The organism is Paraburkholderia terrae (genome assembly GCF_002902925.1).
In the GTDB taxonomy this organism is placed as follows: Bacteria; Pseudomonadota; Gammaproteobacteria; order Burkholderiales; family Burkholderiaceae; genus Paraburkholderia; species Paraburkholderia terrae.
In genome coordinates this window covers 1,607,357-1,632,482 of the sequence record NZ_CP026111.1, presented here as the reverse complement: position 1 = coordinate 1,632,482, position 25,126 = coordinate 1,607,357, and the positions used below count along the sequence as shown (strand labels likewise).

The following is a 25,126-nucleotide window of genomic DNA, read 5'->3' as shown; positions in this document are numbered from 1 at the left end:
TGCTCTCAGGCAAAGATGCGCGGTTTGACGACGGACTGACGGCCGTAGTAATCGAGAATCTGGTTCTCCTGCAGCACCATGGTTTCGATGGCAAGCATCACGTGCTTCTTCACTGTCATCTGCTCTTCAGGCGAGATGGCCTCGATTTCAGCAAGCAAGCTCAGCGAAATGTCTTCGTGATCGAACTCGTCGTTGATCGTCGCGTGGCGGGCGATCGGACGCCAGAAGCCTTCCGGGATGCCCGTCTCGCGGCAATAGTTCGCCAGTTCGACATGAAAGCTCACGCTCGGCTGCTCGAACAGGAACAGCAGCGACTTGAAGCTCAACGGATGCTGACGCGCATACACGCCCAACGACGCGCAAAGCGCGAACGTGGCGGGCAGCGGCACCAGATAGTCGAGATTGTCGGTGCGGATGGAAACGGCCTGCAGCGACTGCCGCAGCATGTCGTCGTGGTTCAGTTCCGAGGCGAGAAAGCCTTGCAGCAGCTTTTGCACCTTGACGGGTTCGGCGTGCGCGAGCGAAGGCGCGATCAGCCCCGGCGCCTCGCGCACGATATAGAAGTATTCGAGCGCATAACCGATCAGCGCGCTCTTCGGCAACGTGCGATCGCAGAGGCCTTGATAGAGACGCGATTTCGAATTCGCCTCGATCGTTTCGGCGGCGAACTTTCTGAGCCGGTGATAAAACTCCTCGCCCGACAAACAGCCTCGCGGCGCGGGAAACGAGCTCTCGGTCAACAGGCCGAGCCGGTCGAACTCCTCCAGCAGCCCGTCGACTTCAGACGCAAGCTCCGGATGGCGGCGCTTCAGTTCGGGGATTGACGTGTCGCCGCGCCGAAGCGAATCGACGAACGCCTTGAGCGCGCCCTGGCTGTCGGCGACGACGGAACACGATTGCTCGCGATAGTCGAGCGTCAGGCCGTTGTGCTCTTCAATCAGCTGTACGCCGGGACGAAAGCGCGGCGCGGCGAAAAGATCTGCTGCGGTCGTGGCCTGCATCATGCCTCCCCGTCGACGTCGAGTGTGCGCAACAGCGCCGGGGACGTCGAATAGTGTTCCCAGATGCCCGTATAGAACTGGTCGTACAGTTCGATGAACAGATGCGTTTGCGCGCGCATGCGCCGCACGTCCACATCGGCGATGGCGGGAATGCGCGAGAAGATCTTGCGCGTGAGGCTGCCGTGTCCGCCGTTCAGGTTGATATCGGAGTGCGCTTTCACGGGCTTGAGCAAAGCGGGATCGACGCCGATCCGATACGCGGCATCGAGGAAGGAATCCTGCTTGATGTCCTTGCCTTCGAGAATGCCGAGCGTCGAAAAGAAAAACAGCGGGTCGCTATGTGCCCAGAAAGCAAGCGAGTTACACAGCGCCATGGTTTGCGGCAGCGGCACCGTGCGCGCGAGATCCTCACGCGTGACGCCGAGCGTGGTCAGCGCCTTGAGCAACAGTTCGTCGTGGCCGTACTCTTCCGCGTAGAACTCGTTCATCGACAGCCGCACGCCCGTATTGGCGACATATGACAGTACAGGCGCGTCGAAATAGCTTTCGCGGAACAGGAAATGGTAGTTCTCCACGATCATCCCGTGGATCACATTGAGGGGAATGTCAGCGCCCGTACTCGCGGACGCGCACTTTTCCCAGAACACGTTCGTATAGAGCGTGCGATACAGCAGATCGTTGGCGAGATCTTCGAGTTCGAGCAGCACGTCGAGGCCGCTGCGGGCCAGCGCGGGTTTCACCGCGCGCACCAGTTGCAGCTCCTTCAGACGGTCGAACACTTTCTGTTCGTACGGCGAATAGCGGGAGATCACCTCCTCTGCCTTGACGCCGGAGCGCAGCGCGCTGATCAGGGACGCCGCGTCTTCACCGTCGACGGACGCCGGAAATTCGTATTGGTTCTCGTCGTCTTCGATGACGAGCGAAGGCGACGTGCTGAGACACTTCCCCGCCAGCACAAACGCCTGTGGTTCAAAAATGTCGTCCATCACGACGGCCTCCGTTCGTGGCCGGCACGCAACGGTGCCGGCGCGTTCATCACAGGTGAACCGGGATCAGGACGGGACGCGCCTTGCGCGGCTTGACCACGACAGTGATTTTCTTGTCTTCTTGCCTGTCCGTTTGCGACTGCGCCTGCGATTGTTGTTGCGGCTGCGCTTGCTGAACCTGCACTTGGGTCGTCATCTCAATCTCCTTTGGGGTTGGCGTTAACTCTGTACTGCTTAACAAGCTGTCCACCACCGTGGCCAGTTCTTTCACACCCGGAGCCATAAACCCAAAGCCGTGTGGCGGGCAGCATCGCCTCGCCAATGGCGGCAGGCCGATGAGCGCAACAGGCTTAACTTGTAGCCCCGTTCTCCGCCGTGGATCTGTCGCCTTGCGCGGCTTCCCGGCCGCTCCGGCGCAGTCAGACGTATGTGTTGTTTTATCGCCCCGATGCCGCCGATCGCAGCCTCGCGCGCTGTCACCGAATGCGTGCCCGAGTGTCGGACTCACGCCGCAGCCAGACCCTTTCGACGAACAAAACGGGCGCTCCCGCAAAAGGGAGCGCGCCTGAAGGTCGATATAGGTCTGGGCGGTCCAGCCGGATTCCCGTCAATGGCCGCCGTTCGTTGTTTCTCTCAGGTTCTGCTTTCTCTCAGGTTCTGCTGGGCCGTATCTTTTTTGCACGGCCTCGGAAATTCAGTTTGTACAGTTCCGTTTTTGCGGAATCAGATAAAGTGTTCGTTCGCTTTGGCCAGTGTTCGAGGAATTCGTCGAATTTCCACTAACTCACTGATTTACCGAGTATTTCACTTAAAAATTCATGCAAACAAACTAACTCGTTGGGCCTATTGTTCCGGTAAACTGCGATAACTGGAATGAACACTTTCGATCAATTTGCGTGAAGTGTTCGGCAAACTCGCATGAACACTTTCAGAGCAATCATCTTGATGGGACCAAAGTAAGGTGCTAGCGCGCCCACTCTGGTCGACAGGGAGGCGAATGAAGATCACCCTCGACGTCGCAACGGCTACCCCGCTGACGGAACAGATCGTCGGTCAGGTCGAAGCGCTGATCCTGGCGCGCGAACTGCGCGTCGGCATGCGCCTGCCGTCTATCCGCAAGTTCGCGGCCGAGCACAACATCAGCCGCTTTCCCGTCATCGAGGCCTATGACCGGCTCGCCACGCGCGGCCTGCTGCAGCCCAAGCACGGTTCCGGCTACTACGTCGCCGAACAGTTCGAAAAGGCGCCGCGCGCCACGCGCGGGCTCGACGCGATCCGCGCGACGCCCGAATCCGACCAGATCCTGCGGCAATTCGAGCGGCCCGATGAGGTGCTGAACCTGTCGATCGGCTTCATTCCCGAAGCGTGGCGCGACGTCGAAGGCATTGCGCAGGCGATCCGCCAGGCGTCCCGCACGGACGCGCGTAGTCTGATCGACTACGCGATCCCACAGGGCGACCCGGTGTTGCGGGTGCAGATCGAACAGCGCCTTGCGTTCGTCGGCGTGGCGGCGGAGCCACAGAACATCATGGTGACGAACAGTGCGAGCGAGGCGCTCGACCTCGTCGTGCGGATGCTGCTCAAGCCGGGCGATACCGTTTTCGTCGAAGATCCCGGCTACTTCAACCTGTTCGGGCTGCTCAAGCTGCAGGGAATCGAGCTGGTGGGTGTGCCGCGTCTGTCGAGCGGGCCTGATGTCGAGGCCGTCGAGGCGCTGCTGAAAGAACATCGGCCGAAGCTCTTTTTCATCAACACGGTCTTTCACAATCCGACGGGCACGAACGTCGCGCCGCACGTCGGCTTCCGGTTGCTGCAACTCGCGCAGGAACACGACTTTATGATCGTCGAAGACGACGTCTACGCGGATTTCCAGGCGATACCCACGCAACGTCTCGCGTCGCTCGACCGGCTGACGCGCGTCGTGTATATCGGCGGGTTTTCGAAGAGCCTGTCGTCGTCGCTACGGCTAGGCTATATCGCCGCCGAAGCGGGGTTGGTCAAACACTTCGTCGAAGTGAAGGCGCTCACCAGCCTCGGCGGCACGCGCTTTAGCGAGCGAGTCGTGGCCGCGCTGCTCGAGCGCGGCACGTATCGCAAGCACCTGGAACGGCTGCGGCGGCGCGTGAATGGCGCCATTTCTACTGCAGTGGAATTGCTCAATGGCATCGGCTGGCAAGTGTTCGACGAGCCGTGCGGCGGCACGCTGGTGTGGGCACGCGTGCCGGGCGTGCCGAATTCGGATGTGTTCGTCGCCGAGGCGGCCCGCGCCGGCATCACCGTTCAGCCGGGCAGCTACTACCGGCCGCACGGCGAGGTGACGCCGTGGGTCCGGTTCAATACCGCGTATCTCGACAATGAGCGGGCGCTGGGATTTCTGCGGCGAGCGGCGGCGATGGGCGATTGAAGCGAAACGGCCCCACCGCGCCCGGCGCGGTCAACCGCCCTGCTCCCGCTGAATCCGCGTGCGCGCTTCGCCGAGACTTTCGAAGCGGTCGTCGTTTTCGTTGAACACTGAAACGCGCCCATGCCCTATGTCGTACACCCAGCCCTGGACATCGAGGCGCTTTTGCGCGAGACGCCCAGCGACGGACGGATGCGTGCGCAGATGCATCAGTTGCAGCCGGATGTTTTCCTCGACGAGCGCCTGCACGAGATGATCGCTGTCGACCTTGCGCGCCTGCACGACGCTGCGCGCCGTCTCCGCATTGCGCAGCCACGCATTGACGGTCGGCATGTCTTCCGCTGTCATCGGCGCGGTGCCCGCGAGGCCGCGCATCGCGCCGCAGTCGCTATGTCCACAGACCACGATCTGCCGCACGTTCAGCGCAAGCACCGCGTATTCGACAACGGCCGACACGCCGCCCAGCATTTCGCCGTAAGCGGGGACGATATTACCGATATTGCGGCACACGAAGAGCTCGCCCGGATGCGTTTGCGTAATCATTTCCGGCGAGACACGCGAGTCAGCACACGTGATGAACAGCGTATGCGGCGCCTGACCTTGCGCGAGACTTTCGAATAGCGCCTGGGTGGCGGGAAACACCTCGTCGCTAAACTGCTCGACGCCGTCCAGCAGGTGCAGCAGGTCCGACTTCGCCGGGTCGCGAAGCCGTCTGGTGTTGAACATATCGTCCGACATGAGGCTGTCCCCCTTCGCAGCGCAGCTGGATCATGGATCAGGGAGTGTACGACGGGAATGCGTCAGCGGGCAGTCACGCGCGCTGAGCCACGGCGCGCGAACGCAGAGACGCCATAAAAGAAGCCCCGGCCGGACGTGATCGGAGCGGCGCGGGGCTTGACAAAAAGCTCGCCTGTTCTCAAGAGGCAGGCTCACGTTACGCGCGTCAAAAAAACGGAGCAATCGAAAAAAACCCCGGACGCCGGGTGCGGCGACCGGGGGAAGCTCTCTCGCGCGCGAAGGGAAGCACCGCGCACAAGAGTCACTTTAGCGGCTCGCGCGCCGCGGATTAACGGGTCGCGCGGAAACACTCCTTTCCAGCGCGCACAAACAGGCGCGGCGCTGATGTCCCACACCAATATTCCACGCTCACTTCGCACGCGGTCTCGGCGGATGCGCGCGCGCCGCGCAATCCGCGCACACCCCGTGCAACGCCAGCGTCTTGCCGACAATGCGCAAGCCGAACTTCTTCGCGATCGCGATGCGCCGGCGATTGATCTTCGGGTCGGAGAACTCTTCAACGCGCCCGCACACGACGCACACGAGATGATCGTGCGCCTTGCCCGAGTCCAGTTCGTAGAGGCTGTGATGCTTGCCGAGCGGCACGTTCGCGACGAAGCCCGCCTCCACCAGTTGACTGAGCACGCGATAGGTGGTCGACAGGTTCATACGTTCGCCGCCCGCAGCGATGCGGCGGTGAATCTCTTCCGCGCTGAAATGGCCGTGCTCCGTGCGTTGCAGATAGTCGAGCACGGCGACTTGCGCAGCCGTGCCTAGCAGGCCGGCTCGCTTGAGCGCGTCGAGCGTTCGGGTCGGAGACGTTGACAAGGGCGGCATGCGCAGCCGTTCTGAATCGAATCGAGGGAACCGGCTTTCAGCCTATGACATCGGCACGAATATTTCCGGAACCTAGTTGATTGCGATTCGCATTCGGCAACATGCACACGCGACGCACAGTAAGCGTGGCATAAGTACAGACTCATCAGCGAGCGCGCTGCCGCCCGGAAGCTTCCGCGCGATGCTCGACAGGACTCAGCGAAGGTTTCTCGCGACACCGCCGCCACGGTTGCGCACAAGCTCTGCCGCCTGCCACGATGCCAGCGCCACACAGCCGAACAGGACTTCACGCATCCGCTTGACGAGCGCAAGCGACAGCGCCGTCTGCTCATCGACGCCGAACATCCGCGCGAGCAGCACGACGACGGCCTCCTGCACGCCGAGCCCCGACGGCACGAAGAACGCCGCATGGCGCGCCGCCTGCGTAAGCGCTTCGACGGCGATCGCGCCACCAATGGAAACGGGATGCCCGAGCATCCACAGCGCGACATACACCTCCGATGCGCCGAGCAGATAGCCGGCAAACTGCCAGACAAACGCGCGCAACAGCAGACGCGGCTCACGCAGCAACGCATCGATCGCGGCATCGAGCTGCGCGCCGCCGATGCGCTCGACGTTCCAGTGCGCGCTCATCGGCAGACGCGCGGACCAGCGCTCGATCGCGTGAAATAGCCCGCCGCGCCTGAGCAGCAGGAACACAACGACGGGCAGCGGCAACGACAGCAGCAACGCCGCGCCGACGGTCGCGAGCAAACCATCGTGGCCCGTCTGCGCGACGATCAACACGAGCCCGAGTGCGGCGAACACATACTGGACGGCCAGCGTCACCAGCACCTCGACGATCACCGACGCGCACACCAAGCTCGTCTCGTCAACTTTCCAGCGCGCGAGCCGCACGCCGACGAACTCCCCGCCGATGCTCGCGACAGGCAGCAGCCGGCTCACCGCCTCACGCACCGTCGCGACCCACCACAGATACGCGAGCGACGCACTTCTGCCGAGCAGAAGCCGCCACGCCTGCGCATCCAGCAGCAACGGCAGCGCATGCAGCGGCACGAGCCAGAGCAGCGCGAAGCCTGCCGAACGGATCGCGTGCAGCACGTCGTCGATGCCGCTGTGCAACGCCAATGCGATCAGCACCGCGATGCCCGCGGGCAATCCCAGCCATGTGAGCCACTTGGTCATAGATAAGACGGCTGCGCGAACACGTCGGCGAAACCGCCCGTGATCGCCCCGCTCGCGGCAATCGCCGACGCGACACGCGCGGACAGCAGTGCATCCAGTTCGTCGCTATGCCGGTACGTCTGCATCGTCGGCGTGATCGCGCCTTCTCCGGCCACGGCGGGATGACTGTAAATCTCGCCGACGCCGTCCGGCAGCCGTGCAAGCGCGGCGAGCAGCGCGGCCTCGTCCATATGCCCTGTCTGCGACATGCCGATCACGTAGTCGTTGTGCGCAATGCCTGCATTATCCAGCTGCTTGCGCACACGTGCCATCCACGGCCTGATCCACGCAGGCGCGCCCGGCTCGTACGGCAGCCGCATCGCCTTCAGCCCATATTCGCTACCCACTTCGATAATCAGCGCGAGCACCGTCGGATGCAGATGAAAGTGCTTGTGCGTATTGACGTGATCGAGCGTGAGCCCCGTGCGTGCGAAGGCCTGAAACTGCGCGCGGATTTCCGCCTTCAACTGGCGCCGCACTTCAGGCAGGAGGAAAAAGCGAAAGCCGTTGCGCACCATCCGTTCGCCGAGCCGCCCGTGTTTGTCGACGAGCGCGGGAATCAGATGCGTGGCGAGCATGGGCACGCCGTCCGCGAGCACGAGATGCAAGCCCACGCGCAAGCTCGGATAAAGGTGCGCGCGGCGCACGGCATCCGCCGAGGCGGGCGCGGACACCATCAGGCTAGCCGACGTCAGCACGCCATGCAAATGCGCGCGCTCGACAGCTTCGTTGATCCGCACATGCAGACCGAAGTCGTCGGCCGTCACGATCAGCGCGCGTCGCGGTGCGTTTCTAGAGCGCTGCGCCGACTGTCGCGTCATGCCTCGCGTGCCCGCAGGAAACGGAAGAACTCGACGCCTTCGCGCAGACGCCGTTTCATCATTTCCCAGCTCAGCAGCATCTCGCGCACGATCTCCCAGATCTTCGACGGACGGAAATAGAATTGCCGGTAGAACTGTTCGAGATGGTGATAGATGTCTTCACGCGACAGATGCGGATATCCGATCGCCGCCAGCTGCACGCCTTCCTTGCTCACCAGGTTGATCACCTTGTTCTCTTCGAGCCAGCCGTTTTCGACGGCCTGCTTGTAGAGCGTGGTGCCCGGATACGGCGCGGCGAGCGACACCTGAATGGTGTGCGGATTGATGTCCTTCGCGTACTCGATGGTCTTCTGGATCGTCTCTTTCGTTTCGCCCGGCAAGCCAAGAATGAAGGTGCCGTGAATCTTGATGCCGAGCTTGCGGCAGTCTTCGGAGAAGCGTCGCGCGATGTCGGTGCGCAGGCCCTTCTTGATGTTCAGCAGAATCTGGTCGTCGCCCGATTCGTAACCGACCAGCAGCAGGCGCAGGCCGTTCTCTTTCATGATCTTGAGCGTCGCGTATGGCACGTTCGCCTTCGCGTTGCATGACCACGTGACGCCGAGCTTGCCGAGACCGCGCGCAATCTCTTCGACGCGCGGCTTGAAGTCGGTGAACGTGTCGTCGTCGAACATGATCTCCTTCACTTCGGGCATGTTGTCGCGAATCCACTTCACTTCTTCGAGCACGTTCTCGACGGAGCGCGTGCGGTAGCGATGCCCGCCCACCGTCTGCGGCCACAGACAGAACGTGCATTTTGACCGGCAGCCGCGCCCGGTATAGATCGACACATACGGATGCTTCAGATAGCCGATGAAGTAGTTGTCGATCTTCAGATCGCGTTTGTACACCGGCGCGACGAACGGCAGCTCGTCCATGTTCTCAAGGATCGGGCGCGCTTCGTTGTGCTCGATCGAGCCGTCCGCGGCGCGATAGCTCAGGCCCTTGATCTGCGAAAACGGCAGTCCTTCGGCGATCTCCTTGCAGGTGAAATCGAACTCTTCGCGGCAGACGAAATCGATTGCCTCGCTCGCTGTGAGCGAGTTGTGCGGATCGACGGCGACCTTCGCGCCGACCATGCCGATCAACACCTTCGGCGCGCGCGCTTTCAGCTGCTCGGCGAACAGCGCGTCGGTCGGAAACGACGGCGTGCTCGTATGAATGACAACGAGCTCGTATTCCTGCGCGATCGCAAGCGACGCTTCAACGGAAAGACCATCAGCGGGCGCGTCGAGCACGCGGCTGCCTGGCACCAGCGCGGCAGGCTGCGCAAGCCACGTGGGATACCAGAACGAGCGGATCTCGCGCTTTGCCTGATAGCGCGAACCCGCACCCCCGTCGAAACCGTCGTACGACGGCGCCTGCAAAAATAACGTCTTCTTCATATTCTCTTTTCACGAGTTGTAGTTTAGCCAGGCGCGCGCGATGTTCTCGCGACGCGCTCAGCGTCCATCGGATACTTCGAGTGCCTTGGCCGGCTCGGGCCGGAAAACCGTCGTGGCGTTGTCCCTGGCTTCGACGGGTACGCGTACGCCGCGCCACACTACCGTCGAGCCGAACGACCCTGCCATCCATTGCGCGAACAGCAATGCATCGCGCACGGGCATCAGCGCGAGATCGCGCCACAACAGGCGTCGTTCGGCGCCCATCAGCGCATGCAGAACGACGCGCGCCGACACGCCCGCCACGGCAGCGACGACGAGCGCGAGCGACACGGCAGGATGCGCGTTCACGCGATGCAACTCGAATGCGAGCCACGCGCCGCAGGCTATCCACGGCAGCGTGAACGTCACGAACAGCGCCGCGAAGCCCGTGCGGTTCACCGAGCGGATCGTGCGCAGCCAGCGCGTCTCGCGATCCCACAGCGCGGCGAGCGTGTACTCGGTCACATCCGTCTCGACGACGACAGGCGACAGCACCGTTTGCAGATTCAACTCGCGCACGTGACCGGCCAGCCAGTAGTCGTCGGCGAGCGTATTGCGCAGCCGCTCGAAGCCGCCGATGCCCGCCAGCGTCGAGCGCCGCAGCGCGAGCGTCGCGCCGAAGCCGAAGCGCGTCGAGCCGAACGCATGCGCGATCCGCACCGAAGGCACGAACCACTCGTTGATGAACTGCGCGCCCACGCGCGACCAGAATCCGGCAATGCCTTTCGCGCGATAGAGACACGTGACGACGCCGACCTGCGGATCGGCGAGCGGCGCGCAGACGCGCTCCAGATAATCCGCTTCGACGGCGATATCGCTGTCCGCGATCACGAACACGTCATGGTGCGCCCATTGCGCGAGATTGATCAGGTTGCTTACCTTCAGGTTCGTGCCATGCACGCGCGGATCGACGACGAGCGAAATCCGGCATTGCGGATACGCGGCCTGCAAACGATGGACGATCGCGATGGCGGAATCGTCTGCGCTAGACACGCCACAGATCATTTCGAAGCACGGATGCGTCTGCTCGCAGAAGGTCGCGAGATTGTCAAAAAGCCGTGGCTCGGCGCCACACAGCGGCTTGAGCACGCTGACGGGCGTTGGCGCACGCGTGGGCAAAAATCGCCGTTCGCGCGCGGCGGCACGCGCCGCCGACACGAGCGAGGCCAGCACGGCCATAACGGCATACAGCGCTGCGCCGCACACAAGCATCATCGGCAACCAGTCAATACGTAACAGCGTGTCCTGCATGTTGTCGATTGCTCCCGCTGAAATGAATGCAGGCCGGCCGTCGTGTCGACGCGCGCAGCCACGAAGACACAACCGGCATCACCATCCCGTCGCTTGAACGGGAACGTAAGGCATGCCGGTGAAATGCAGATGAAGGATGACGAGTCCGCGCGCGGGACAGATTGCGGAAACGCAAACGGCATCGCGCCGTGGTCCGATGAAATGCGCATGACGTCTTTTCACAGCCGCGCGAAACGCCCTGTGCGCCGCGTGACGTGTAATCAGAACGGCAGCCAGCAACAGGCCGAATGTCAGCACGCGGAACGTTGCCGTCTCGAACAGCGTCTGTGGAAACTTGCAGAAGAAAAGCAGGCTCACGACACAGACGTCGATGGCCGTCGCGGCAACAGACGCCGTGACGAGGTGCGCGCGGATCATCTGAACAGTGGTTTGCTTCATGGCGAGCCAGCCCTACGTGGCGCGCACCGGCCCGCTGCTGCTACTTCGCTGATGTGAAGCCTGCGTGACGGTGCGACAGATTCGAGCGTGCCCAGCCATGCTGGACACGACGCACCGATGGTAGCGAGCGGAGTCTGAAGGGAATATTAAGCACTTGGATTCGACGCGTGTTTCAGGCGGCTTGCATCACATTGCTTGCGGCTTACGGCAGCATCCGCTGCAACACGTTGTCTTTCAGCACGATGCGGTGAAACAACGCGCCGCCTACATGCAGCACGATCAGCGCAAGCAGCACCCATGCAAGCCAGCTATGCACGTCGCCGAGTGCGTGGCCCGTCGGCGAGCCGGACGCCGTCAGATCAGGATAGCGAACCGTCCCGAACAGCTTCACCGTCCAGCCACGCGACGACGCGTTCGCCCATCCCGCAAGCGGCACGGCGACCAGCAGCGCGTACAGCAGCGCATGCGTCGCGGATGAAATCACGCTGAGTGTACGCGACACTTCCGCGGGCTGCGGCACATGCGTCGCGCGCCACGCAATGCGGCACGCCACCGCCGCGACGATCGCCGCGCCCACGCCGAGATGCCACGCGATCAAGCCGTTGGGCAAGGTATCGCGATGCACGTCGGGCATCGTCCAGCCGATCACGAACTGCGCGGCGACGAGCAGCGCGACCAGCCAGTGCAACAGGCGTGCAACGCCGTCATAGGCGGGGCGTTGGGCAAAAGCATTGAGGTTCATTGTCGGTCTCTTATGAAGTCGTGCGACGGGCCGGAGTGAACATGGCGCTGACGCGAGCGCGGGCGCAAGCGCGAGGCACGCGTCAGGCGGCGATGCTAACGGCGCGAACCTGAAGAAATGCTTAACACCCTCAAACGATGGCAAGCGCACGTATACATGTAGCATCCGCGCTAGACTCGCAGGCAATACGACATGCCCGGGACCGGGCACCCGCCGGACAACGACACCATGCGCATACTTCTCGTGGAAGACGACGACCTGATCGGCAGCGGCCTCGAAGTCGCGCTGCGCAATGCGAGCTTCACCGTCGACTGGGCGCGCGACGGTCAGCATGCGCAGCTCGCGCTCGCAACCACGCCCTATCTGCTCGTGATTCTCGATCTCGGCTTGCCGAAACTTTCCGGCATGGAACTGCTGAAATCGCTGCGCGCACGCGGCAACGACATCCCCGTGCTCGTGCTCACCGCGAAGGACACCGCCGCCGACAAGGTGCGCGGCCTCGACGCCGGCGCCGACGACTACCTCGGCAAGCCGTTCGATCTTCCGGAACTCGTCTCGCGCTGCCGCGCGCTGATCCGCCGCTCGCAGGGCCGCGGCAGCGAGATGATTGCGTGGCGCGACCTGAGCGTCGACCCCGTCGCGCAGACGGTATCGAGAAACGGCGTGCGCGTGCCGCTCACCGCGCGGGAATGGGCCGTGCTGATCCACCTGCTCACGCACTCGGGCGTACCGCAGCCGCGCGCCAAGATTGAGGAAAGCCTGTATGGCTGGCAGGAGGAAGTCGAAAGCAATGCGATCGAAGTACACGTGTCGAACCTGCGCAAGAAGCTCGGCGGCGATGTAATCCGCACGGTGCGCGGCTTCGGCTATGTCGTGGACAAGACATGACGCACCCGCGCTCGACATCGATCCGCCGCCGCCTGATGTGGCTGATTCTCGTCAGCGTCGGCGCGGTGTGGGCGGTCATGTTCGCGTGGAGCTTCAACAACGCGACGCGTGAGGTCGACGAATGGGACAGAGCGCGCCTGATCCAGCTCGCGCATCTGCTGGCGCGGCTCGACGACCCGAACCTGGCGCGGCTCGCAACGGGAGGTATCGACGTGCGCAACGAGTACTCGCGCGCGTCGCCCGCCCTCGACGACGACACCGACGCGCGGCCCCGCTATGCGCTCTTCGAGGTGCGCGATGCGGCGGGCCGCGTGATCGTCGCGAGCCCCGGCCTTGCCGCGCTGCATCGCGCCGCCGAACCGGGCGAAGCCGCGCAAAGCGTACACACGATGACCGTGGACGGCCAGCCGTGGCTCGCCTACGCGTTGCAAGACAGCGCAACGGGCCGCATGGTGCGCGTGTTCGAACCGGCCAACGTGCGCAGCGACCTGACGACGGGCGTGGCGAGCCGCATCGCGCGGCCGATGGCGTTTGCGCTGCCCGTGCTCGCGCTGCTCGTCTGGTTCAGCGTGGGCCATAGCTTCAGGCCGCTGTCGACGATCTCGAAGGCCGTGCGCATGCGCGACAGCCGCAATCTCGAGCCGATTCACGTCAATCCGTCACCCGCGGAAGTCCGGCCGCTCGTCGATGCGATCAACCAGTTGCTCGCGCGACTGCAGCAATCCATCCTGCGCGAGCGCGCGTTCACGGCCGACGCCGCACACGAACTGAAGACGCCGCTGGCCGCGATCAAGGTCCAGGCGCAGGTGGCGCTCGCCGCGCACGACAGCGCGCAACAGCAGCAGGCGATGCGCCGCGTGGTTCAGGGCGTCGACCGCAGCGCGCATCTTGCCGAGCAGCTGTTGCTGCTCGCGCGTCTCGACGAGCGCGACACGGTGACGACGGCGCCCGTCCGGCTGCATGAGGTGGCCGGCGAGGCGATCGCGTTCCGCGCGCCGCATGCAGAAGATAAATCGATGGCCGTGATGCTTTCCGGCGAGCGCGACGCCGAGGTCTATGCGGACCGCGCGCTGGCCCGCACGCTGATCGACAATCTGCTCGACAACGCCATCAAGTACGGCGAACCCGGCGGCCGCGTACACATCACCGTGCTGGCCGACGCGCAGACGGTATCGCTGACGGTCTCCGACAACGGCCCCGGCGTCCCCGACGAAGAGCGCCTGCGTCTAACCGACCGCTTCTTTCGCGGCGCGTCGGCATCCGCGAGCGGCAACGGTAGCGGGCTCGGGCTGTCGATCGTCGCGCGCATCGCCGCGCATTTCAACGCGCAGATTCATATCGGCTCGGGCATCGGACGGCGCGGGCTTGCCGTGCAGATCGCGTTTCCGCGCGTGCCGGGTGGGCGCGCGCGCGAGGCAGCGGGAACGTCCTGAGCGGAGCCGCGACGCGCGCCTGCGCGTCTCGTTCTGCTCGAACGTCGGTAGGGAAAAGAAAAGAGAAGTGACGCAAAACACTCGCCGCGTTGCAGGCGAGGTTCAGGCACGCATCAGCATCAGGGAAAGAGCGGCAGCGACATCGGCGTATCGACGCTCGCCGCTTTCACGCGGGCGGGCCGTGCCGTGTGCGGCTTGCGCTGGCGCATGGGCGCGCCGGCGCGGTCGAGGCATCGGCAGACGCGCACGAGCGCGCTCGACAATGACGCCGGCTGGGTCATCAGCGAAGGCAGCGACGCCTCCAGTTGCATCAGCAACATCGGCAAGGTCGGTGCCGGGGAATGCAAGGTCTTCCGTGGTCGGTTTGTCATGGACGCCTCTCTGGAACGCTGCGGGGACTGTATCACAGCCCGACTCACAGCCCGATCCACAGCCCGACGGCAGCCCTTCCCGAACCGTCGGTCCAGCACTCCAGCTTCCAGAACCCCGCCAGGTCACGCTCACGCCAGCGCGTCTTCCCCCGTCGCGAGCATCGTGCCCCGGCACGCAGGCGATCCGCACCGGCACACATACTGGCTGCGCGTTTCCTCGTCTTGCGGGTCGTCGACGGCCAGTCCGTACGAGATGAACAGTTCTTCGCCCTGCTGGATATCGACGGCGGCCTCGATGAACACGCGTCCGTCGATCTCGACTGCCTCGCAATTGGCCCGGCACGCGTGGTTCAGCCAGCGCGCGCTATTGCCGCCGACGCTACCGTCGATCACGCGCCCATCCGACAGGCCGAACACGAACGTGTGCCCATAGTCGCCCGTGCGTTCGATACGCCGCGCGGCGCGCCGCCATGATGTCACTTCGCCCTTATATTCGATGATGCGTTCGCCCGCCGCGAGCGTGCATAGCGCGAACACACCTTTGCCGTGAATCGGCGACCGCCTGACTGATAAACGACGCATGGCCCGCTTTCGAAGAAGAATGATCCCTTCAGTATAGAGCGCGAAAAAAATGCGCTGTTATTGATGTGCGTATGTTCGTCCTCTTGCGTACACGAAATCTCGACGATGCGCTTCAGCGCCCATGCTCGAACGATCAGAAACGCGCCTGCGTGCGCTTCACGACTGCGACGCTCATGACTACGTGCGCGCCGCGACGAAGCACGGCGCGGCGGCACCCGTCACAGCGTGAGGCGCGCTTCCAGCCCGCCGCCTTCGCGGTTGCGCAAGGTCAGCGTCGCGCTCATCGACTGCGCCAGTTGCTTCGCGATGGCGAGCCCAAGCCCCGTGCCGCCCGTCTCGCGGTTGCGCGAGCTTTCGACGCGATAGAACGGCTGGAATACGGCATCGAGCAGTTCCTGCGGAATGCCGGGACCTCGATCGAGCACAGCGACGGATAGTTGCCGCCCGCGCGCCGCATCGACGCTCACTTCCACCGTCACCGCTTCGTGCCCCGAGTACTTCAGCGCGTTGTCGATCAGGTTGCCGAGAATGCGGCGCAGCGCCTGCGGTCGCGTCGTCACCGGCTGGCCGACGTGCCCCGTCAGCGAGACGGGGTCGCCCGCATCCGTATAGTCGCTGACCATGCTTTCGATCAGCGCATCGGGGTCGATGCGGCGCGGTTTTTCGTCGGCGCCGTGCAGCGTGCGCGCATAGGCGACGCCTTCGCGCACGAGCAATTCCATTTCCTTCAGATCTTTTTGCAGGCGCGCGCGCTCGGCTTCGTCGTCGAGCAGATCGGCGCGTATCCGCATGCGCGTGATGGGCGTCTGCAGGTCGTGCGAAATCGCAGCGAGGATTTGCAGCCGCTCGCGCATATAAATGCCGATGCGCGTCTGCATCGCGTTGAACGCTTTCGACGCGCGCGCCACTTCTTCGGGGCCGTCCTCGGGCAGCGTGGCGGGCGCGAGATCGGGGCCGAGCGTGTCGGCGGCGCGCGCGAGACGCTCGAGCGGACGCGTGGCGAGGCGCACGGCGAGCCACGCGCAGCCCGCGAGCAACGCCAGCTGCGCGATCAGCACGAGCGGCAGCCACGGCGACAGGGGGATGCCGTGCATCGGATGCATGTCGATGGTGAGCGGCGTGCCGTCGCTCAGCGTCAGGTGGACTTCGAGATGTTCGCTCTCGCCGGGAATGGCGTTGGCCGTCACCTTGTACTGCGGGCCGATGTCCTTTGCGATCGACGCGCCGATTTCCTGCGACAGCTTCGCGTCCGGCGGCACACCGCCGCTCGTGCCCGGACCCAGCACGAAACGATAGCTGCGCCGCGCGAGCTTCGGCAGCCATTCCTCGCGCTCGGCAGGCGTCAGGCGGTCCAGCAGCGCGACGGAGCTGGTCACCTCCTGGCCGATGTAGCCGACCATCACGTGCATGGTCGCCTCGTTGCGCTCGGTCATCGTGAGCCAGAACGACAGCGTCTGCGCGGCCAGCAGCCCGGCCACGAAGATCAGCGACAGCCGCATGAACAACGAGCGCGGCGGCCACAGGCCGCGCAGACGAGCGATTGCCGCGTTCATCCGCCGTTGTCCTCGGCCGTCACGAGCGACGAGAACACATAGCCTTCGTTGCGCAGCGTCTTGATGTAGCGCGGCTCGCGCGCGTCGTCGCCCAGACGCTGACGCACGCGGCTCACGAGCAGATCGATCGAGCGGTCGAACGGTTCCGTCTGCCGCCCTTGCGTGAGCGTGAGCAGCTGGTCGCGCGTCAGCACGCGCTGCGGATTGTCGACGAACACGCGCAACAGCCGGTATTCCGCGCCGCTCAACGCGACCATCGTGCCGTCGCTGTCGATCAGATTGCGGCCGATCGTATCGAGCCGCCAGTCGCCGAAGCGCAGGAAGTGCGCGGCGTTCGCCGGCTCGTCGCTGCCGCCGTGCGGCATCATGCGGGCGCGCCGCAGGATCGCGCGGATGCGGGCCAGCAACTCGCGCACCGCGAAGGGTTTCGCCAGATAGTCGTCAGCGCCCATTTCGAGGCCGACCACGCGGTCGGTCTCCTCGCTCAGCGCCGTCAGCATCAGGATCGGGATGGTCTGAAATTCACCCGCGCGCAGTTCGCGGCACAGGTCGAGGCCGCTTTCGCCGGGCAGCATCAGATCGAGCACGATCAGGTCGGGCCGCTCGTCGGCGAGCGCCGCGCGCATTTGCCGGCCACCCGACGCGAGCGTCACGCGCACGCCATTCCTGGTGAGGTACGTGCCAACCAGCTCGCGAATATCGCGGTCGTCGTCGACGATCAGAACGTGATCCGTTTTGTCCACACAAGGCTCCTTCGCCTGCCAGAGTTCGCTTATCTTACGCGTCCTTTATCGGGCCTTCAGGCGGCCTTCAGGCGTCTTCCACCACGGACAGGCTCTTGCCGTCCGCCACCGACGCCTCCAGCGCATACGGATCGACGTCGTCCAGACAGCCGAGGTTCACGCGCCACAGGTTCGGGTCCTTGCGGGTCTGATGAAACGGGTAGATGCCGCACTGCTTGCAGAAATAGTGCTTCGCGACCTGTGTGTTGAACTGGTAAAGCGTCAGGCTGTCCTGACCGGACACGATATTGAGCGCGCTCGCCGGAAAGAACGGCGACATCAGCGCGCCCTTGCGCCGGCACAGGCTGCAGTTGCAGCGGACGGCGGGCGTGACGGGCGTTTCGACGGTGAATTTGACGGCGCCGCAATGGCATGAGCCGTGGTGGGTGTGGGTAGTCATGGCGTGCTCCTCGATGCGATGACGGTTTTATACCCTGGCCCATTCCCGGCTATGTGTCCCAATGTATCTGGCCGGTACAGCGATACAAAAAGTGGGGTGCGTGCGGCCCGAAGCGTCACCGCACGCACGGGGAAATTGTTATCCCTTGCACAGATCCTTCGCATCGGGCGCCTTCACATTCGCCGCCTTCAGATCGAAGTCCGCCTCCTGCAGCCCTTTGGGGCTCGTCGCGACCCAATGCAGCTGGGTCGGCGAGCGCACCAGTCCGACGCTGCCCGTGTAGGTCCAAGCAATCGGCGAAGGCTGCGTGCCCGCCAGTTCGATCGACGCCGGCGTGAACTTCAGATGCAGCAGCCGTCCATCCTGCGCCGGCGTGAACGCCCGCTCGCCGATCACCGTGATGCCCGCCTCGCGCACCGACGCCGGCATGCAACCGAGCGTCGCAGTGGTCTGCCCACTCGTGTCGATCAGTTGCGCGAAGCCTTTGCCTTTGTCAGTCGTCGCAACCACGACGAAGCGATCGATGGACGGCACGTACGCCGCCGCATACGTGTAGTACAGCAGCCGGTCCGCGATCACGCGCGGTTCGCTGAGCGCGCCCGTCGACGGATCCAGCGTCGCGACCTTCAGCCGCGCATACGTCTCGCCGCTCACGTACTGCTGCCACACGAGCAGCGCGCGCGTCGGCGAGGCGGCAAGCATCGGCCACCATTCGCGCACGCGCGGCGCGACGTCGATAGCCTGCAGCAGCGCGCCGTCGGCATCGTAGGTCTTCACGTACACGCCGTTGCCCGTGCCGAGATTATCGACGCCGCCGCCATTCACCCAGTCGTTCGAATAGAACACGACGAAGCGCGAGCCGACGGCGGCGACATGCCCGGAATGGCCACCCGACAGCACATCGTTCGGATACGGTTTCACGTCCTTCAGATCGGACGTATAGACGCCATAGCGCTGACTGACTTCATTCGGCGTATTCCAGCCGTCCTCGAACGACACCATCACGCGGCCCGCATCGTTCTGCGCGACGGACACGGGCTCCTGCGCCTCCGGCCGGCTGATGAACACGCGCGGACGGTCGAGCTTCGGCTGCTGCGGCGTCCAGCGCGCGATGTAGACATCGTGCGTCCAGTTGCGGTCGCGCCCCGCGCCGCGCGGCGGCAGGCCCGAACTGCTGAAGAACACGGTGGTCACGCCCTGCGCATCCGTAATCGCGCCGATGCCGTGCATATAGGCGCGCAGGTCGCCCGTCACCACGCTCGCGGCTTTAGCGGCTTTGGTGGCCTTCGTTCCGCCCGCTAGCGCGGACGGAACGACGCAGCTTGCGGCCACCGTGGCCGCCACGACGAGCACTGCAATCGTAGTCCGCATGAGCACCCTTCACTCCACCGTGACCGATTTCGCGAGATTGCGCGGCTTGTCGACGTCGGTGCCGCGCGCGCACGCCGTGTGATACGCGAGCAATTGCAGCGGCACCACATGGAGGATCGGCGACAACGGCCCGTAATGCTCAGGCAACTGGATCACGCGCACGCCGTCGCGGCTTTCGATCTTCGTGCCCGCATCGGCGAGCACGTACAGCTGGCCACCGCGTGCGCGCACTTCCTGGATGTTCGACTTGAGCTTTTCGAGCAGCGCGTCGTTCGGCGCGATCGTGATGACGGGCATCTCGCTGGTGACGATCGCCAGCGGCCCATGCTTCAGCTCGCCCGCCGGATACGCCTCCGCATGCACGTACGAGATTTCCTTCAGCTTGAGCGCGCCTTCGAGCGCGATGGGGTAATGCACGCCGCGTCCGAGAAAGAGAGCATGATCCTTGCGCGCAAGCGCTTCCGCCCATGCGACGAGTTGCGGCTCCAGCGCGAGTACGCTGTTGAGCGCGGCAGGCAGATGATGCAGTTGCCGCAGCGCGTGCGCTTCGTCGTCGGCGCTTACGTGGCCGCGTTCCTTGCCGAGCGTGAGCGCGAGCAGAAACAGCGCGACCAGTTGCGTCGTGAAAGCCTTCGTCGACGCGACGCCGATTTCCGGCCCCGCGCCCGTGAGGTACTGCAATTCCGTGAGCCGCATCATCGAGCTATGCGGCACGTTGCAGATCGCGAGCGTATGGTGATGGCCGAGCTCCTGTGCGTGCTTCAGCGCGGCGAGCGTATCGGCCGTCTCGCCCGATTGCGACACGACGACGACCATCGCGCACGGATTCACCACGCTCTCGCGATAGCGGTACTCGCTCGCGATCTCCACCTGCGTCGGAATTCTCGCGATCGATTCGAGCCAGTACTTCGCCGTCAGCGCGGAGTAATAGCTCGTGCCGCACGCGAGCAGCAGCAGCGAGTCGATCTCGTTGAATGCGCGCTGAGCGTTTGCGCCGAACAAGGCGGGTGTGATCGAACGCACGCGCTCCGTCGCGTCAGCGACGACGTCCGGCTGCTCGAAGATTTCCTTTTGCATGTAGTGACGGTACGGACCAAGTTCGGCCGCGTAGTGGCTCGTGTGCTGCGCCTGCACTTCGCGGCGCACAGTCGCGCCGTCGCGATCGACGATATGCACGCCGTCGCACGACAGCACGGCGATATCGCCTTCTTCGAGGAAGATGAAATGTTCGACTGTGCCCGACAGCGCCATCGCGTCCGAGGCCAGATAGTTGCCGCGCTCGCCCACGCCGATCACCAGCGGCGAACCGGCGCGCGCGCCGATCACGCGGTCGGGTTCGTTCTTCGCGAACACGGCGATCGCATAGGCGCCGCGCAAACGCTGCAACGCGCGCTGCACAGCCGTCAGCAGATCGCGCGACGGGTCCTGCTCGCGTGTGTGATGGATCAGATGCGCGATCACTTCCGTGTCGGTATCCGATTCGAACACATAGCCGAGCGCTGTCAGCTCGTCGCGCAGCGGCTCGTGATTCTCGATGATGCCGTTGTGTACGAGCGCGATCTCGTCGCGAGAAAAGATCGGGTGCGCGTTGTCGGTGACGGGCGCGCCGTGCGTCGCCCAGCGCGTGTGCGCGACGCCGATCGTGCCCGCCAGCCTTGCTTCCTGAACCTGGTCTGCGAGATTCGCGACGCGCTCGACGCTGCGCACGCGGCGCGGCGCGCCGTGTTGCAGGACGGCGACGCCGCACGAGTCATAGCCGCGATATTCGAGCCGGCGCAGGCCTTCCGTCAGCACGCCGACGACGTCGCGCTGGGCGACTGCTCCTACGATTCCGCACATGTTGGTCTCCGTGGTGCGTGTGTTTGTACTGTGAGAACGCGCTCGCTTATGCCGCTTCGCGTTCGAACTCGCGCACGCTCATGACGTGCGAGATCATGCCGTCGGCGTCGTGATACGCAACGAGGCAGCGGCCCGCATCGCCTTCAGGAATTTCATGCGTGGTCTGCGACGCCTGTACCTCGCTCGTCTGCGGCATGCGGCGCACGCGGTTCGTGCTCATCGCGTCCATCTGACGGCCGAAGGTCCACAAAATCATCGCCAGCGCGACGATGCCGATGCCCATGATGCCGGGCATGAACGCGTCGAGCGACAGCTCTTCTTCACTCGCATTCGCGAGACACCAGCGGATATACAGCGCGGCCAGCACCCACGTGCCGAGCACCAGCGTCGGCCGCACCACGCGGTACCACGCGACGGTGCGCATGGCTTTGGCCCTGCTGCTTTCGGTGGCGAACTGCGAGACGGACTGCTTCGAAACATCGATGATCGGAAATTCCATGTTTTTCCCCTGAGACGGTTGACTTGCGTTGTCAATTCGATTGCTTCATCCCACGTGCTTCAATGCTTCATTCCGTTCGCTGCGAGAGCAATGCCGCCGAGGCGTCGGCCGTTACCGCGCCGCTCGAACGGATACCGCGATCCGGGCTGACCCAGCGCGCGCGCTTTCTGCGACGCTGGCTAACCACGCCCGGCAGCGCGATCACCGACGCGATCATGCTGATTGCCCAGAACGCAGCGGGATACCAGACGGTGTCGACGAAATAGCGCAGCAGGTTCTTGTCGTAGCGGCGGTCGATCAGGCAGCCGATCAGAATCTGCGCGCAGCAGGTCGCGAACAGCAGCACACCCGTGCCGCGCGGCACGAAGGCGAAGCGCCAGCTTTCAGGCAGCGTGAAGAGCGCGGTGGCCGCCATCATCACGAGCGTGAACAGCATGCAATACGCCCACACGATGCTGGTCGCGTACTCGACGAAGATCGGCCACATCATCATGTTGCGGCGGGACAGCACGGCGCCTGCGTACTTGAAGAGCACCTGTATGCCGCCCTTCGCCCAGCGCAGACGCTGCTTGTAGAGACCGCGGAAGGTCTCCGGCATCAGGATCCAGCTGAGCGCGCGCGATTCGAAGTCCACGCCCCAGCCCTGCACCTGCAGCTTCCAGCTGATGTCGATGTCTTCCGTCAGCATGTCGGAGCTCCAGTAGCCCACTTCCTGCAGCGCGCGCTTCCTGAACATCGACACCACGCCCGACACCGTCAGCAAACGTCCATACATATGCTGCGTGCGCTTGATGAGTCCGACGATCGACGAAAACTCGCCCACCTGCATGCGCCCGAGCAGCGACGAGCGCGTGCGGATTCGCGGATTGCCCGTCACCGCGCCGACGGATGCATCGTCGAGAAAGTGGCGCAGCATCCAGCCGATCGCTTCCTTGTCGAGCAGCGAGTCGCCGTCGATACACATCAGGTACTCGGCGTCCGACAGCATCGCGGCCGTCGTGAGGCCGATCGCCTTGCCCTCGTTCTGATGCTGGTGTACGACGACGAGCTTCGGATAGACGTTCACGAGCTGGTTCAGGATCGTGCCCGTTTCATCACGGCTGCCGTCGTTGATCGCGATGATGTTGTAGTTCGGATAGTTCAGTTGGTCGAGGCACGCGATCACTTCGCGCACGTTGTCCGCTTCGTTGTAGCAAGGCACGACGACGGACACTTTCGGATACGAGGCGAGCGGCGGCGCCGTCTTGCGCCCGGCGTCGCGGCGCTCGATCAGCAGATAGTGCAGCAGTCCCCCCACCATCCACAGATACGCCATCAGCAGCGGATAGTAGAAGACGAAGTTCGAGATGATGTTCATTGCGTTTTTCATTGTGGTCCCCTGGTCCGGGTTGGCATCGCTTTGATGGACATACGTCGCGCGAGGCTCAACCCAACATCCCCTGATTCGATCTCAGCGTGCTCTGCACCGACATCACGTCGCGCAGCACCGTCGTGTCCGGCCGGTTCTTCAGGAAGTCGTCCGGCCCGTAGCCCAGATGCACGACGCCCGCCGCGTTGAGCCGCTTCATCTGCGCGCGCAGCACAGCTGCCTCGACGGGCTGCTGCGTCTGCTGGTTGATCGCCGGCAGCTCGAACACGGTCTTCGCGACCGCGCCCTGCTGCTGCATCACCGTTTGCCGCAGGCTGTCGAGCCAGACGTCGCTGACGCGTTCGCCACTGGCACGCGGCTGCGCCGCCAGCGCGACGAAGTCGTAGTTCGCCAGCGACGACGCGAGGCTCAACGAGAAGTTGCGCTCGGCGTTCGCATCGAACACGGCTTCGGCAGGCACGGTGCGCGCCGTCAGCACGTTGCCGCCACCCTGATAGGCGCGCACGCGCTCGGCAAGCTGGTTCGTGAAGGTGTTCAGATACGCGGTCTTGCCCTTCGCCCAGCGCTGCATCAGGTCGTCGGATGCGTGAATCTGCGCGACGTCGCCGGGCAGGCCCCACGAGCGGTACACGGCCAGTGCGGCGGCGCTCGTGTCCTCGTATGCGTTCAAGGTCGCGTCCGCGCCGAACACGACGCCGTTGAAGCTCGAATAACGCGTGAGGTCGTCGTAGATGTCCTGGATGGTTTGACGCGCAACGGGATCGAACGGGCTCAGGCGCGGCGTGCGGCCTTGCCGCGTATCGGCGGGGCCGTTGGCCGCGACTTCGACGAAACGTCCCGCCGCTGCATGGCCTGTCGGCAGATCGAACGCGAGCAGCGGCATGCGTGCGTACACCTGCACGCCGGCACGCGTGATCAGTTGCCACGCGACGCGGTTGAACAGGTCGGCGCGCATCGGCATATGGCGGTTCGGGTAGTACAACGCGCGTGCGACGCCCGTGTTGTCAGGGTCCCAGTACGCCTTCAGGTACACCGACTTCGGCTCCAGATCCTTGATACGGTCGAGCAGACGGCCGAGCTTTTCTTCGCTCTTGTTCGGATCGATGTCGTACATCTCGTCGAGCGACACGTTGACCACGCGTTCGACGGGATTGTGTTCGCCGCGATACAGGCGCGACGAACGCATCTGCGCGATCAGCGTGCCCACGTCCCAGTCGTACGACACGAGCAGGCGGCGAATCGCCGTGAGCGGCACGTCGGGCGTGTTCGGACCGTCGTCGAGCGTGAAATGCACGGACATGCCGAGCGCCTGCGACGCCTTGATGAGCGCCGCGTTGTACATCCCGTACGGCCACACGGCGGAGCGGACGGCCACGCCCGTGCGGGCCTCGATCAGGTCGACGCTCTGCTTCAGGTCGTCGTGTACGCGCGCCTGGTACTCTTCGTCCGTCTCGTAGCGCTCCAGCTGCGGGTAGTACAGATGCGCGCTCGCGGCGGGCAGTTCATTGCCTTGCGGATTGGCAAGCGCGCCGTGGTGCATGTCGTGCGTGTGGGAGGCCACTTCGACGAGGCCAGAGTTCGCCATCTCGCGCAGATCGTCCCAGCTCATGAAGTAGCCCGGCGGCATCACCGACTTGTGGCTGATGCGCACGGGGTCGCCTGCGGGCGTGTCGGTCCAGCGCGTGACCACGCCGATCAGCGCGGGGTAGCCGTACTGTTGCAGCAGCGGGAACGCGCGCGTGAACTGGCTCTTGTATGCGTCGTCGAAGGTGAGCAGCACGGCGCGCGGCGGCAGGCGCGGCCCGCCGTTGCGCGACGCGACGATCTGATCGACGCTCACCGGGCGGAAGTCCTTCGCCTTCAGCCACGCGAAGATCGTGTTGAGCGTGGCCGTGCTGATCGCGCAGGTATCGGCGACCGTCGACACGTCGGCGCGCAGATCGTCGCGGATGTCGTGAATGGCGAGTACGCGGAACGTCAGGCCGTCGTCCGCGTCGGGCGGCGGCAAACGGTCGAGCGCGATACGGGCCTGCGCAGCGGGTACGGCGGCGAGACCTGCGGCGAATGCAAGAAAACGTCTGCGATTGAGCTTGTCCATGAT

The 25,126-nt window shown here is 64.2% G+C and carries 24 protein-coding genes; 3 read left to right on the top strand and 21 right to left on the bottom strand.

Features of this window, described 5'->3' with window-relative positions; translation table 11 throughout:
- Window positions 1–5 precede the first annotated feature (5 nt).
- Genes C2L65_RS07325 through C2L65_RS45405 form a run of 3 tightly spaced genes read right to left on the bottom strand, consistent with a single transcriptional unit; the run spans window position 6 to window position 2,258 of the window.
- Window positions 6–1,004: an iron-containing redox enzyme family protein gene (locus C2L65_RS07325; protein ID WP_233446482.1), complete on the bottom strand. Its 999-nt coding sequence runs from the start codon at window positions 1,002–1,004 to the stop codon at window positions 6–8.
- Window positions 1,001–1,987 (bottom strand): iron-containing redox enzyme family protein, encoded by a 987-nt coding sequence (locus tag C2L65_RS07320; RefSeq protein ID WP_042311441.1) that lies wholly within the window; start codon window positions 1,985–1,987, stop codon window positions 1,001–1,003. Before C2L65_RS07320 ends, C2L65_RS07325 begins: the two co-directional genes overlap by 4 nt.
- A gap of 49 nt (window positions 1,988–2,036) precedes the next feature.
- Complete coding sequence (locus tag C2L65_RS45405) at window positions 2,037–2,258, bottom strand: hypothetical protein (protein ID WP_156132345.1); 222 nt, start codon at window positions 2,256–2,258, stop codon at window positions 2,037–2,039.
- 726 nt (window positions 2,259–2,984) lie between these two features.
- Between C2L65_RS45405 and C2L65_RS07315 the strand changes: the two genes are divergently transcribed.
- The gene (locus C2L65_RS07315; protein ID WP_042311437.1) at window positions 2,985–4,391 is read left to right on the top strand and encodes an aminotransferase-like domain-containing protein; all 1,407 of its coding nucleotides are present in this window, start codon (window positions 2,985–2,987) and stop codon (window positions 4,389–4,391) included.
- Between the two features lie 30 nt (window positions 4,392–4,421).
- On the opposite strand, the gene C2L65_RS07310 is transcribed toward C2L65_RS07315, so the two are convergent.
- The 8 genes from C2L65_RS07310 to C2L65_RS07275 all read right to left on the bottom strand — a co-directional run bounded on the left by C2L65_RS07310 (window position 4,422) and on the right by C2L65_RS07275 (window position 11,938).
- The gene (locus C2L65_RS07310; RefSeq protein ID WP_042311436.1) at window positions 4,422–5,126 is read right to left on the bottom strand and encodes a carbonic anhydrase; all 705 of its coding nucleotides are present in this window, start codon (window positions 5,124–5,126) and stop codon (window positions 4,422–4,424) included.
- 408 nt (window positions 5,127–5,534) lie between these two features.
- Window positions 5,535–6,002 (bottom strand): Fur family transcriptional regulator, encoded by a 468-nt coding sequence (locus C2L65_RS07305; RefSeq protein WP_042311435.1) that lies wholly within the window; start codon window positions 6,000–6,002, stop codon window positions 5,535–5,537.
- Window positions 6,003–6,197: 195 nt separating this feature from the next.
- Window positions 6,198–7,187 (bottom strand): lysylphosphatidylglycerol synthase domain-containing protein, encoded by a 990-nt coding sequence (locus tag C2L65_RS07300; RefSeq protein ID WP_042311433.1) that lies wholly within the window; start codon window positions 7,185–7,187, stop codon window positions 6,198–6,200.
- The gene (gene hpnK, locus C2L65_RS07295; RefSeq protein WP_042311431.1) at window positions 7,184–8,047 is read right to left on the bottom strand and encodes a hopanoid biosynthesis-associated protein HpnK; all 864 of its coding nucleotides are present in this window, start codon (window positions 8,045–8,047) and stop codon (window positions 7,184–7,186) included. Before hpnK ends, C2L65_RS07300 begins: the two co-directional genes overlap by 4 nt.
- Window positions 8,044–9,468: a hopanoid biosynthesis associated radical SAM protein HpnJ gene (hpnJ, locus tag C2L65_RS07290; protein ID WP_042311430.1), complete on the bottom strand. Its 1,425-nt coding sequence runs from the start codon at window positions 9,466–9,468 to the stop codon at window positions 8,044–8,046. The genes hpnK and hpnJ overlap by 4 nt, the downstream gene beginning before the upstream one ends.
- A 57-nt stretch (window positions 9,469–9,525) precedes the next feature.
- Window positions 9,526–10,758, bottom strand: a complete 1,233-nt coding sequence (gene hpnI / locus C2L65_RS07285) for a bacteriohopanetetrol glucosamine biosynthesis glycosyltransferase HpnI (protein ID WP_042311428.1) — start codon at window positions 10,756–10,758, stop codon at window positions 9,526–9,528.
- A 78-nt stretch (window positions 10,759–10,836) separates the two neighbouring features.
- Window positions 10,837–11,196: a hypothetical protein gene (locus C2L65_RS07280; protein ID WP_042311426.1), complete on the bottom strand. Its 360-nt coding sequence runs from the start codon at window positions 11,194–11,196 to the stop codon at window positions 10,837–10,839.
- 202 nt (window positions 11,197–11,398) lie between these two features.
- The gene (locus tag C2L65_RS07275) at window positions 11,399–11,938 is read right to left on the bottom strand and encodes a cytochrome b (RefSeq protein WP_042311424.1); all 540 of its coding nucleotides are present in this window, start codon (window positions 11,936–11,938) and stop codon (window positions 11,399–11,401) included.
- A gap of 228 nt (window positions 11,939–12,166) precedes the next feature.
- Between C2L65_RS07275 and C2L65_RS07270 the strand changes: the two genes are divergently transcribed.
- Both C2L65_RS07270 and C2L65_RS07265 read left to right on the top strand, forming a co-directional pair.
- Entirely contained in the window at window positions 12,167–12,826 is a 660-nt protein-coding gene (locus C2L65_RS07270; RefSeq protein ID WP_042311537.1) for a response regulator, read from the top strand.
- Window positions 12,823–14,259 (top strand): ATP-binding protein, encoded by a 1,437-nt coding sequence (locus tag C2L65_RS07265; RefSeq protein WP_042311422.1) that lies wholly within the window; start codon window positions 12,823–12,825, stop codon window positions 14,257–14,259. The genes C2L65_RS07270 and C2L65_RS07265 overlap by 4 nt, the downstream gene beginning before the upstream one ends.
- Before the next feature lie 119 nt (window positions 14,260–14,378).
- Here the strand turns inward: C2L65_RS07265 and C2L65_RS07260 are convergent, their stop codons facing one another.
- The 10 genes from C2L65_RS07260 to pgaB form a co-directional block, all read right to left on the bottom strand.
- Window positions 14,379–14,630, bottom strand: a complete 252-nt coding sequence (locus C2L65_RS07260; protein ID WP_042311420.1) for a hypothetical protein — start codon at window positions 14,628–14,630, stop codon at window positions 14,379–14,381.
- Window positions 14,631–14,759: 129 nt separating this feature from the next.
- A complete protein-coding gene (locus tag C2L65_RS07255) occupies window positions 14,760–15,212 on the bottom strand; it encodes an SET domain-containing protein (protein WP_042311418.1) in 453 nt (150 codons plus the stop codon).
- 218 nt (window positions 15,213–15,430) lie between these two features.
- Window positions 15,431–16,765: an ATP-binding protein gene (locus tag C2L65_RS07250; RefSeq protein WP_042311416.1), complete on the bottom strand. Its 1,335-nt coding sequence runs from the start codon at window positions 16,763–16,765 to the stop codon at window positions 15,431–15,433.
- On the bottom strand, window positions 16,762–17,508 hold the full coding sequence (locus tag C2L65_RS07245; RefSeq protein WP_042311414.1) for a response regulator: 747 nt from the start codon (window positions 17,506–17,508) through the stop codon (window positions 16,762–16,764). The genes C2L65_RS07250 and C2L65_RS07245 overlap by 4 nt, the downstream gene beginning before the upstream one ends.
- 67 nt (window positions 17,509–17,575) lie before the next feature.
- Window positions 17,576–17,947, bottom strand: coding sequence for a GFA family protein (locus C2L65_RS07240; protein WP_042311412.1), 372 nt, complete (start codon window positions 17,945–17,947; stop codon window positions 17,576–17,578).
- Window positions 17,948–18,085: 138 nt separating this feature from the next.
- Window positions 18,086–19,318: a hypothetical protein gene (locus C2L65_RS07235; RefSeq protein WP_042311411.1), complete on the bottom strand. Its 1,233-nt coding sequence runs from the start codon at window positions 19,316–19,318 to the stop codon at window positions 18,086–18,088.
- Between the two features lie 9 nt (window positions 19,319–19,327).
- The gene (gene glmS / locus C2L65_RS07230) at window positions 19,328–21,157 is read right to left on the bottom strand and encodes a glutamine--fructose-6-phosphate transaminase (isomerizing) (protein WP_042311408.1); all 1,830 of its coding nucleotides are present in this window, start codon (window positions 21,155–21,157) and stop codon (window positions 19,328–19,330) included.
- 46 nt (window positions 21,158–21,203) lie between these two features.
- Complete coding sequence (locus C2L65_RS07225; RefSeq protein ID WP_042311406.1) at window positions 21,204–21,656, bottom strand: hypothetical protein; 453 nt, start codon at window positions 21,654–21,656, stop codon at window positions 21,204–21,206.
- Window positions 21,657–21,723: 67 nt separating this feature from the next.
- Entirely contained in the window at window positions 21,724–23,013 is a 1,290-nt protein-coding gene (gene pgaC, locus C2L65_RS07220; RefSeq protein WP_233446481.1) for a poly-beta-1,6-N-acetyl-D-glucosamine synthase, read from the bottom strand.
- A gap of 67 nt (window positions 23,014–23,080) precedes the next feature.
- Window positions 23,081–25,123 (bottom strand): poly-beta-1,6-N-acetyl-D-glucosamine N-deacetylase PgaB, encoded by a 2,043-nt coding sequence (gene pgaB / locus C2L65_RS07215; protein WP_042311403.1) that lies wholly within the window; start codon window positions 25,121–25,123, stop codon window positions 23,081–23,083.
- Window positions 25,124–25,126 lie beyond the last annotated feature (3 nt).

Bases quoted from the DNA above. Each gene is read 5' to 3' on its own strand.
- C2L65_RS07325 (WP_233446482.1), bottom strand. From the start codon at position 1,004: ATGATGCAGGCCACGACCGCAGCAGATCTTTTCGCCGCGCCGCGCTTT.
- C2L65_RS07320 (WP_042311441.1), bottom strand. From the start codon at position 1,987: ATGGACGACATTTTTGAACCACAGGCGTTTGTGCTGGCGGGGAAGTGT.
- C2L65_RS07315 (WP_042311437.1), top strand. From the start codon at position 2,985: ATGAAGATCACCCTCGACGTCGCAACGGCTACCCCGCTGACGGAACAG.
- C2L65_RS07310 (WP_042311436.1), bottom strand. From the start codon at position 5,126: ATGTCGGACGATATGTTCAACACCAGACGGCTTCGCGACCCGGCGAAG.
- C2L65_RS07305 (WP_042311435.1), bottom strand. From the start codon at position 6,002: ATGCCGCCCTTGTCAACGTCTCCGACCCGAACGCTCGACGCGCTCAAG.
- C2L65_RS07300 (WP_042311433.1), bottom strand. From the start codon at position 7,187: ATGACCAAGTGGCTCACATGGCTGGGATTGCCCGCGGGCATCGCGGTG.
- hpnK (WP_042311431.1), bottom strand. From the start codon at position 8,047: ATGACGCGACAGTCGGCGCAGCGCTCTAGAAACGCACCGCGACGCGCG.
- hpnJ (WP_042311430.1), bottom strand. From the start codon at position 9,468: ATGAAGAAGACGTTATTTTTGCAGGCGCCGTCGTACGACGGTTTCGAC.
- hpnI (WP_042311428.1), bottom strand. From the start codon at position 10,758: ATGCAGGACACGCTGTTACGTATTGACTGGTTGCCGATGATGCTTGTG.
- C2L65_RS07280 (WP_042311426.1), bottom strand. From the start codon at position 11,196: ATGAAGCAAACCACTGTTCAGATGATCCGCGCGCACCTCGTCACGGCG.
- C2L65_RS07275 (WP_042311424.1), bottom strand. From the start codon at position 11,938: ATGAACCTCAATGCTTTTGCCCAACGCCCCGCCTATGACGGCGTTGCA.
- C2L65_RS07270 (WP_042311537.1), top strand. From the start codon at position 12,167: ATGCGCATACTTCTCGTGGAAGACGACGACCTGATCGGCAGCGGCCTC.
- C2L65_RS07265 (WP_042311422.1), top strand. From the start codon at position 12,823: ATGACGCACCCGCGCTCGACATCGATCCGCCGCCGCCTGATGTGGCTG.
- C2L65_RS07260 (WP_042311420.1), bottom strand. From the start codon at position 14,630: ATGACAAACCGACCACGGAAGACCTTGCATTCCCCGGCACCGACCTTG.
- C2L65_RS07255 (WP_042311418.1), bottom strand. From the start codon at position 15,212: ATGCGTCGTTTATCAGTCAGGCGGTCGCCGATTCACGGCAAAGGTGTG.
- C2L65_RS07250 (WP_042311416.1), bottom strand. From the start codon at position 16,765: ATGAACGCGGCAATCGCTCGTCTGCGCGGCCTGTGGCCGCCGCGCTCG.
- C2L65_RS07240 (WP_042311412.1), bottom strand. From the start codon at position 17,947: ATGACTACCCACACCCACCACGGCTCATGCCATTGCGGCGCCGTCAAA.
- C2L65_RS07235 (WP_042311411.1), bottom strand. From the start codon at position 19,318: ATGCGGACTACGATTGCAGTGCTCGTCGTGGCGGCCACGGTGGCCGCA.
- glmS (WP_042311408.1), bottom strand. From the start codon at position 21,157: ATGTGCGGAATCGTAGGAGCAGTCGCCCAGCGCGACGTCGTCGGCGTG.
- C2L65_RS07225 (WP_042311406.1), bottom strand. From the start codon at position 21,656: ATGGAATTTCCGATCATCGATGTTTCGAAGCAGTCCGTCTCGCAGTTC.
- pgaC (WP_233446481.1), bottom strand. From the start codon at position 23,013: ATGAACATCATCTCGAACTTCGTCTTCTACTATCCGCTGCTGATGGCG.
- pgaB (WP_042311403.1), bottom strand. From the start codon at position 25,123: ATGGACAAGCTCAATCGCAGACGTTTTCTTGCATTCGCCGCAGGTCTC.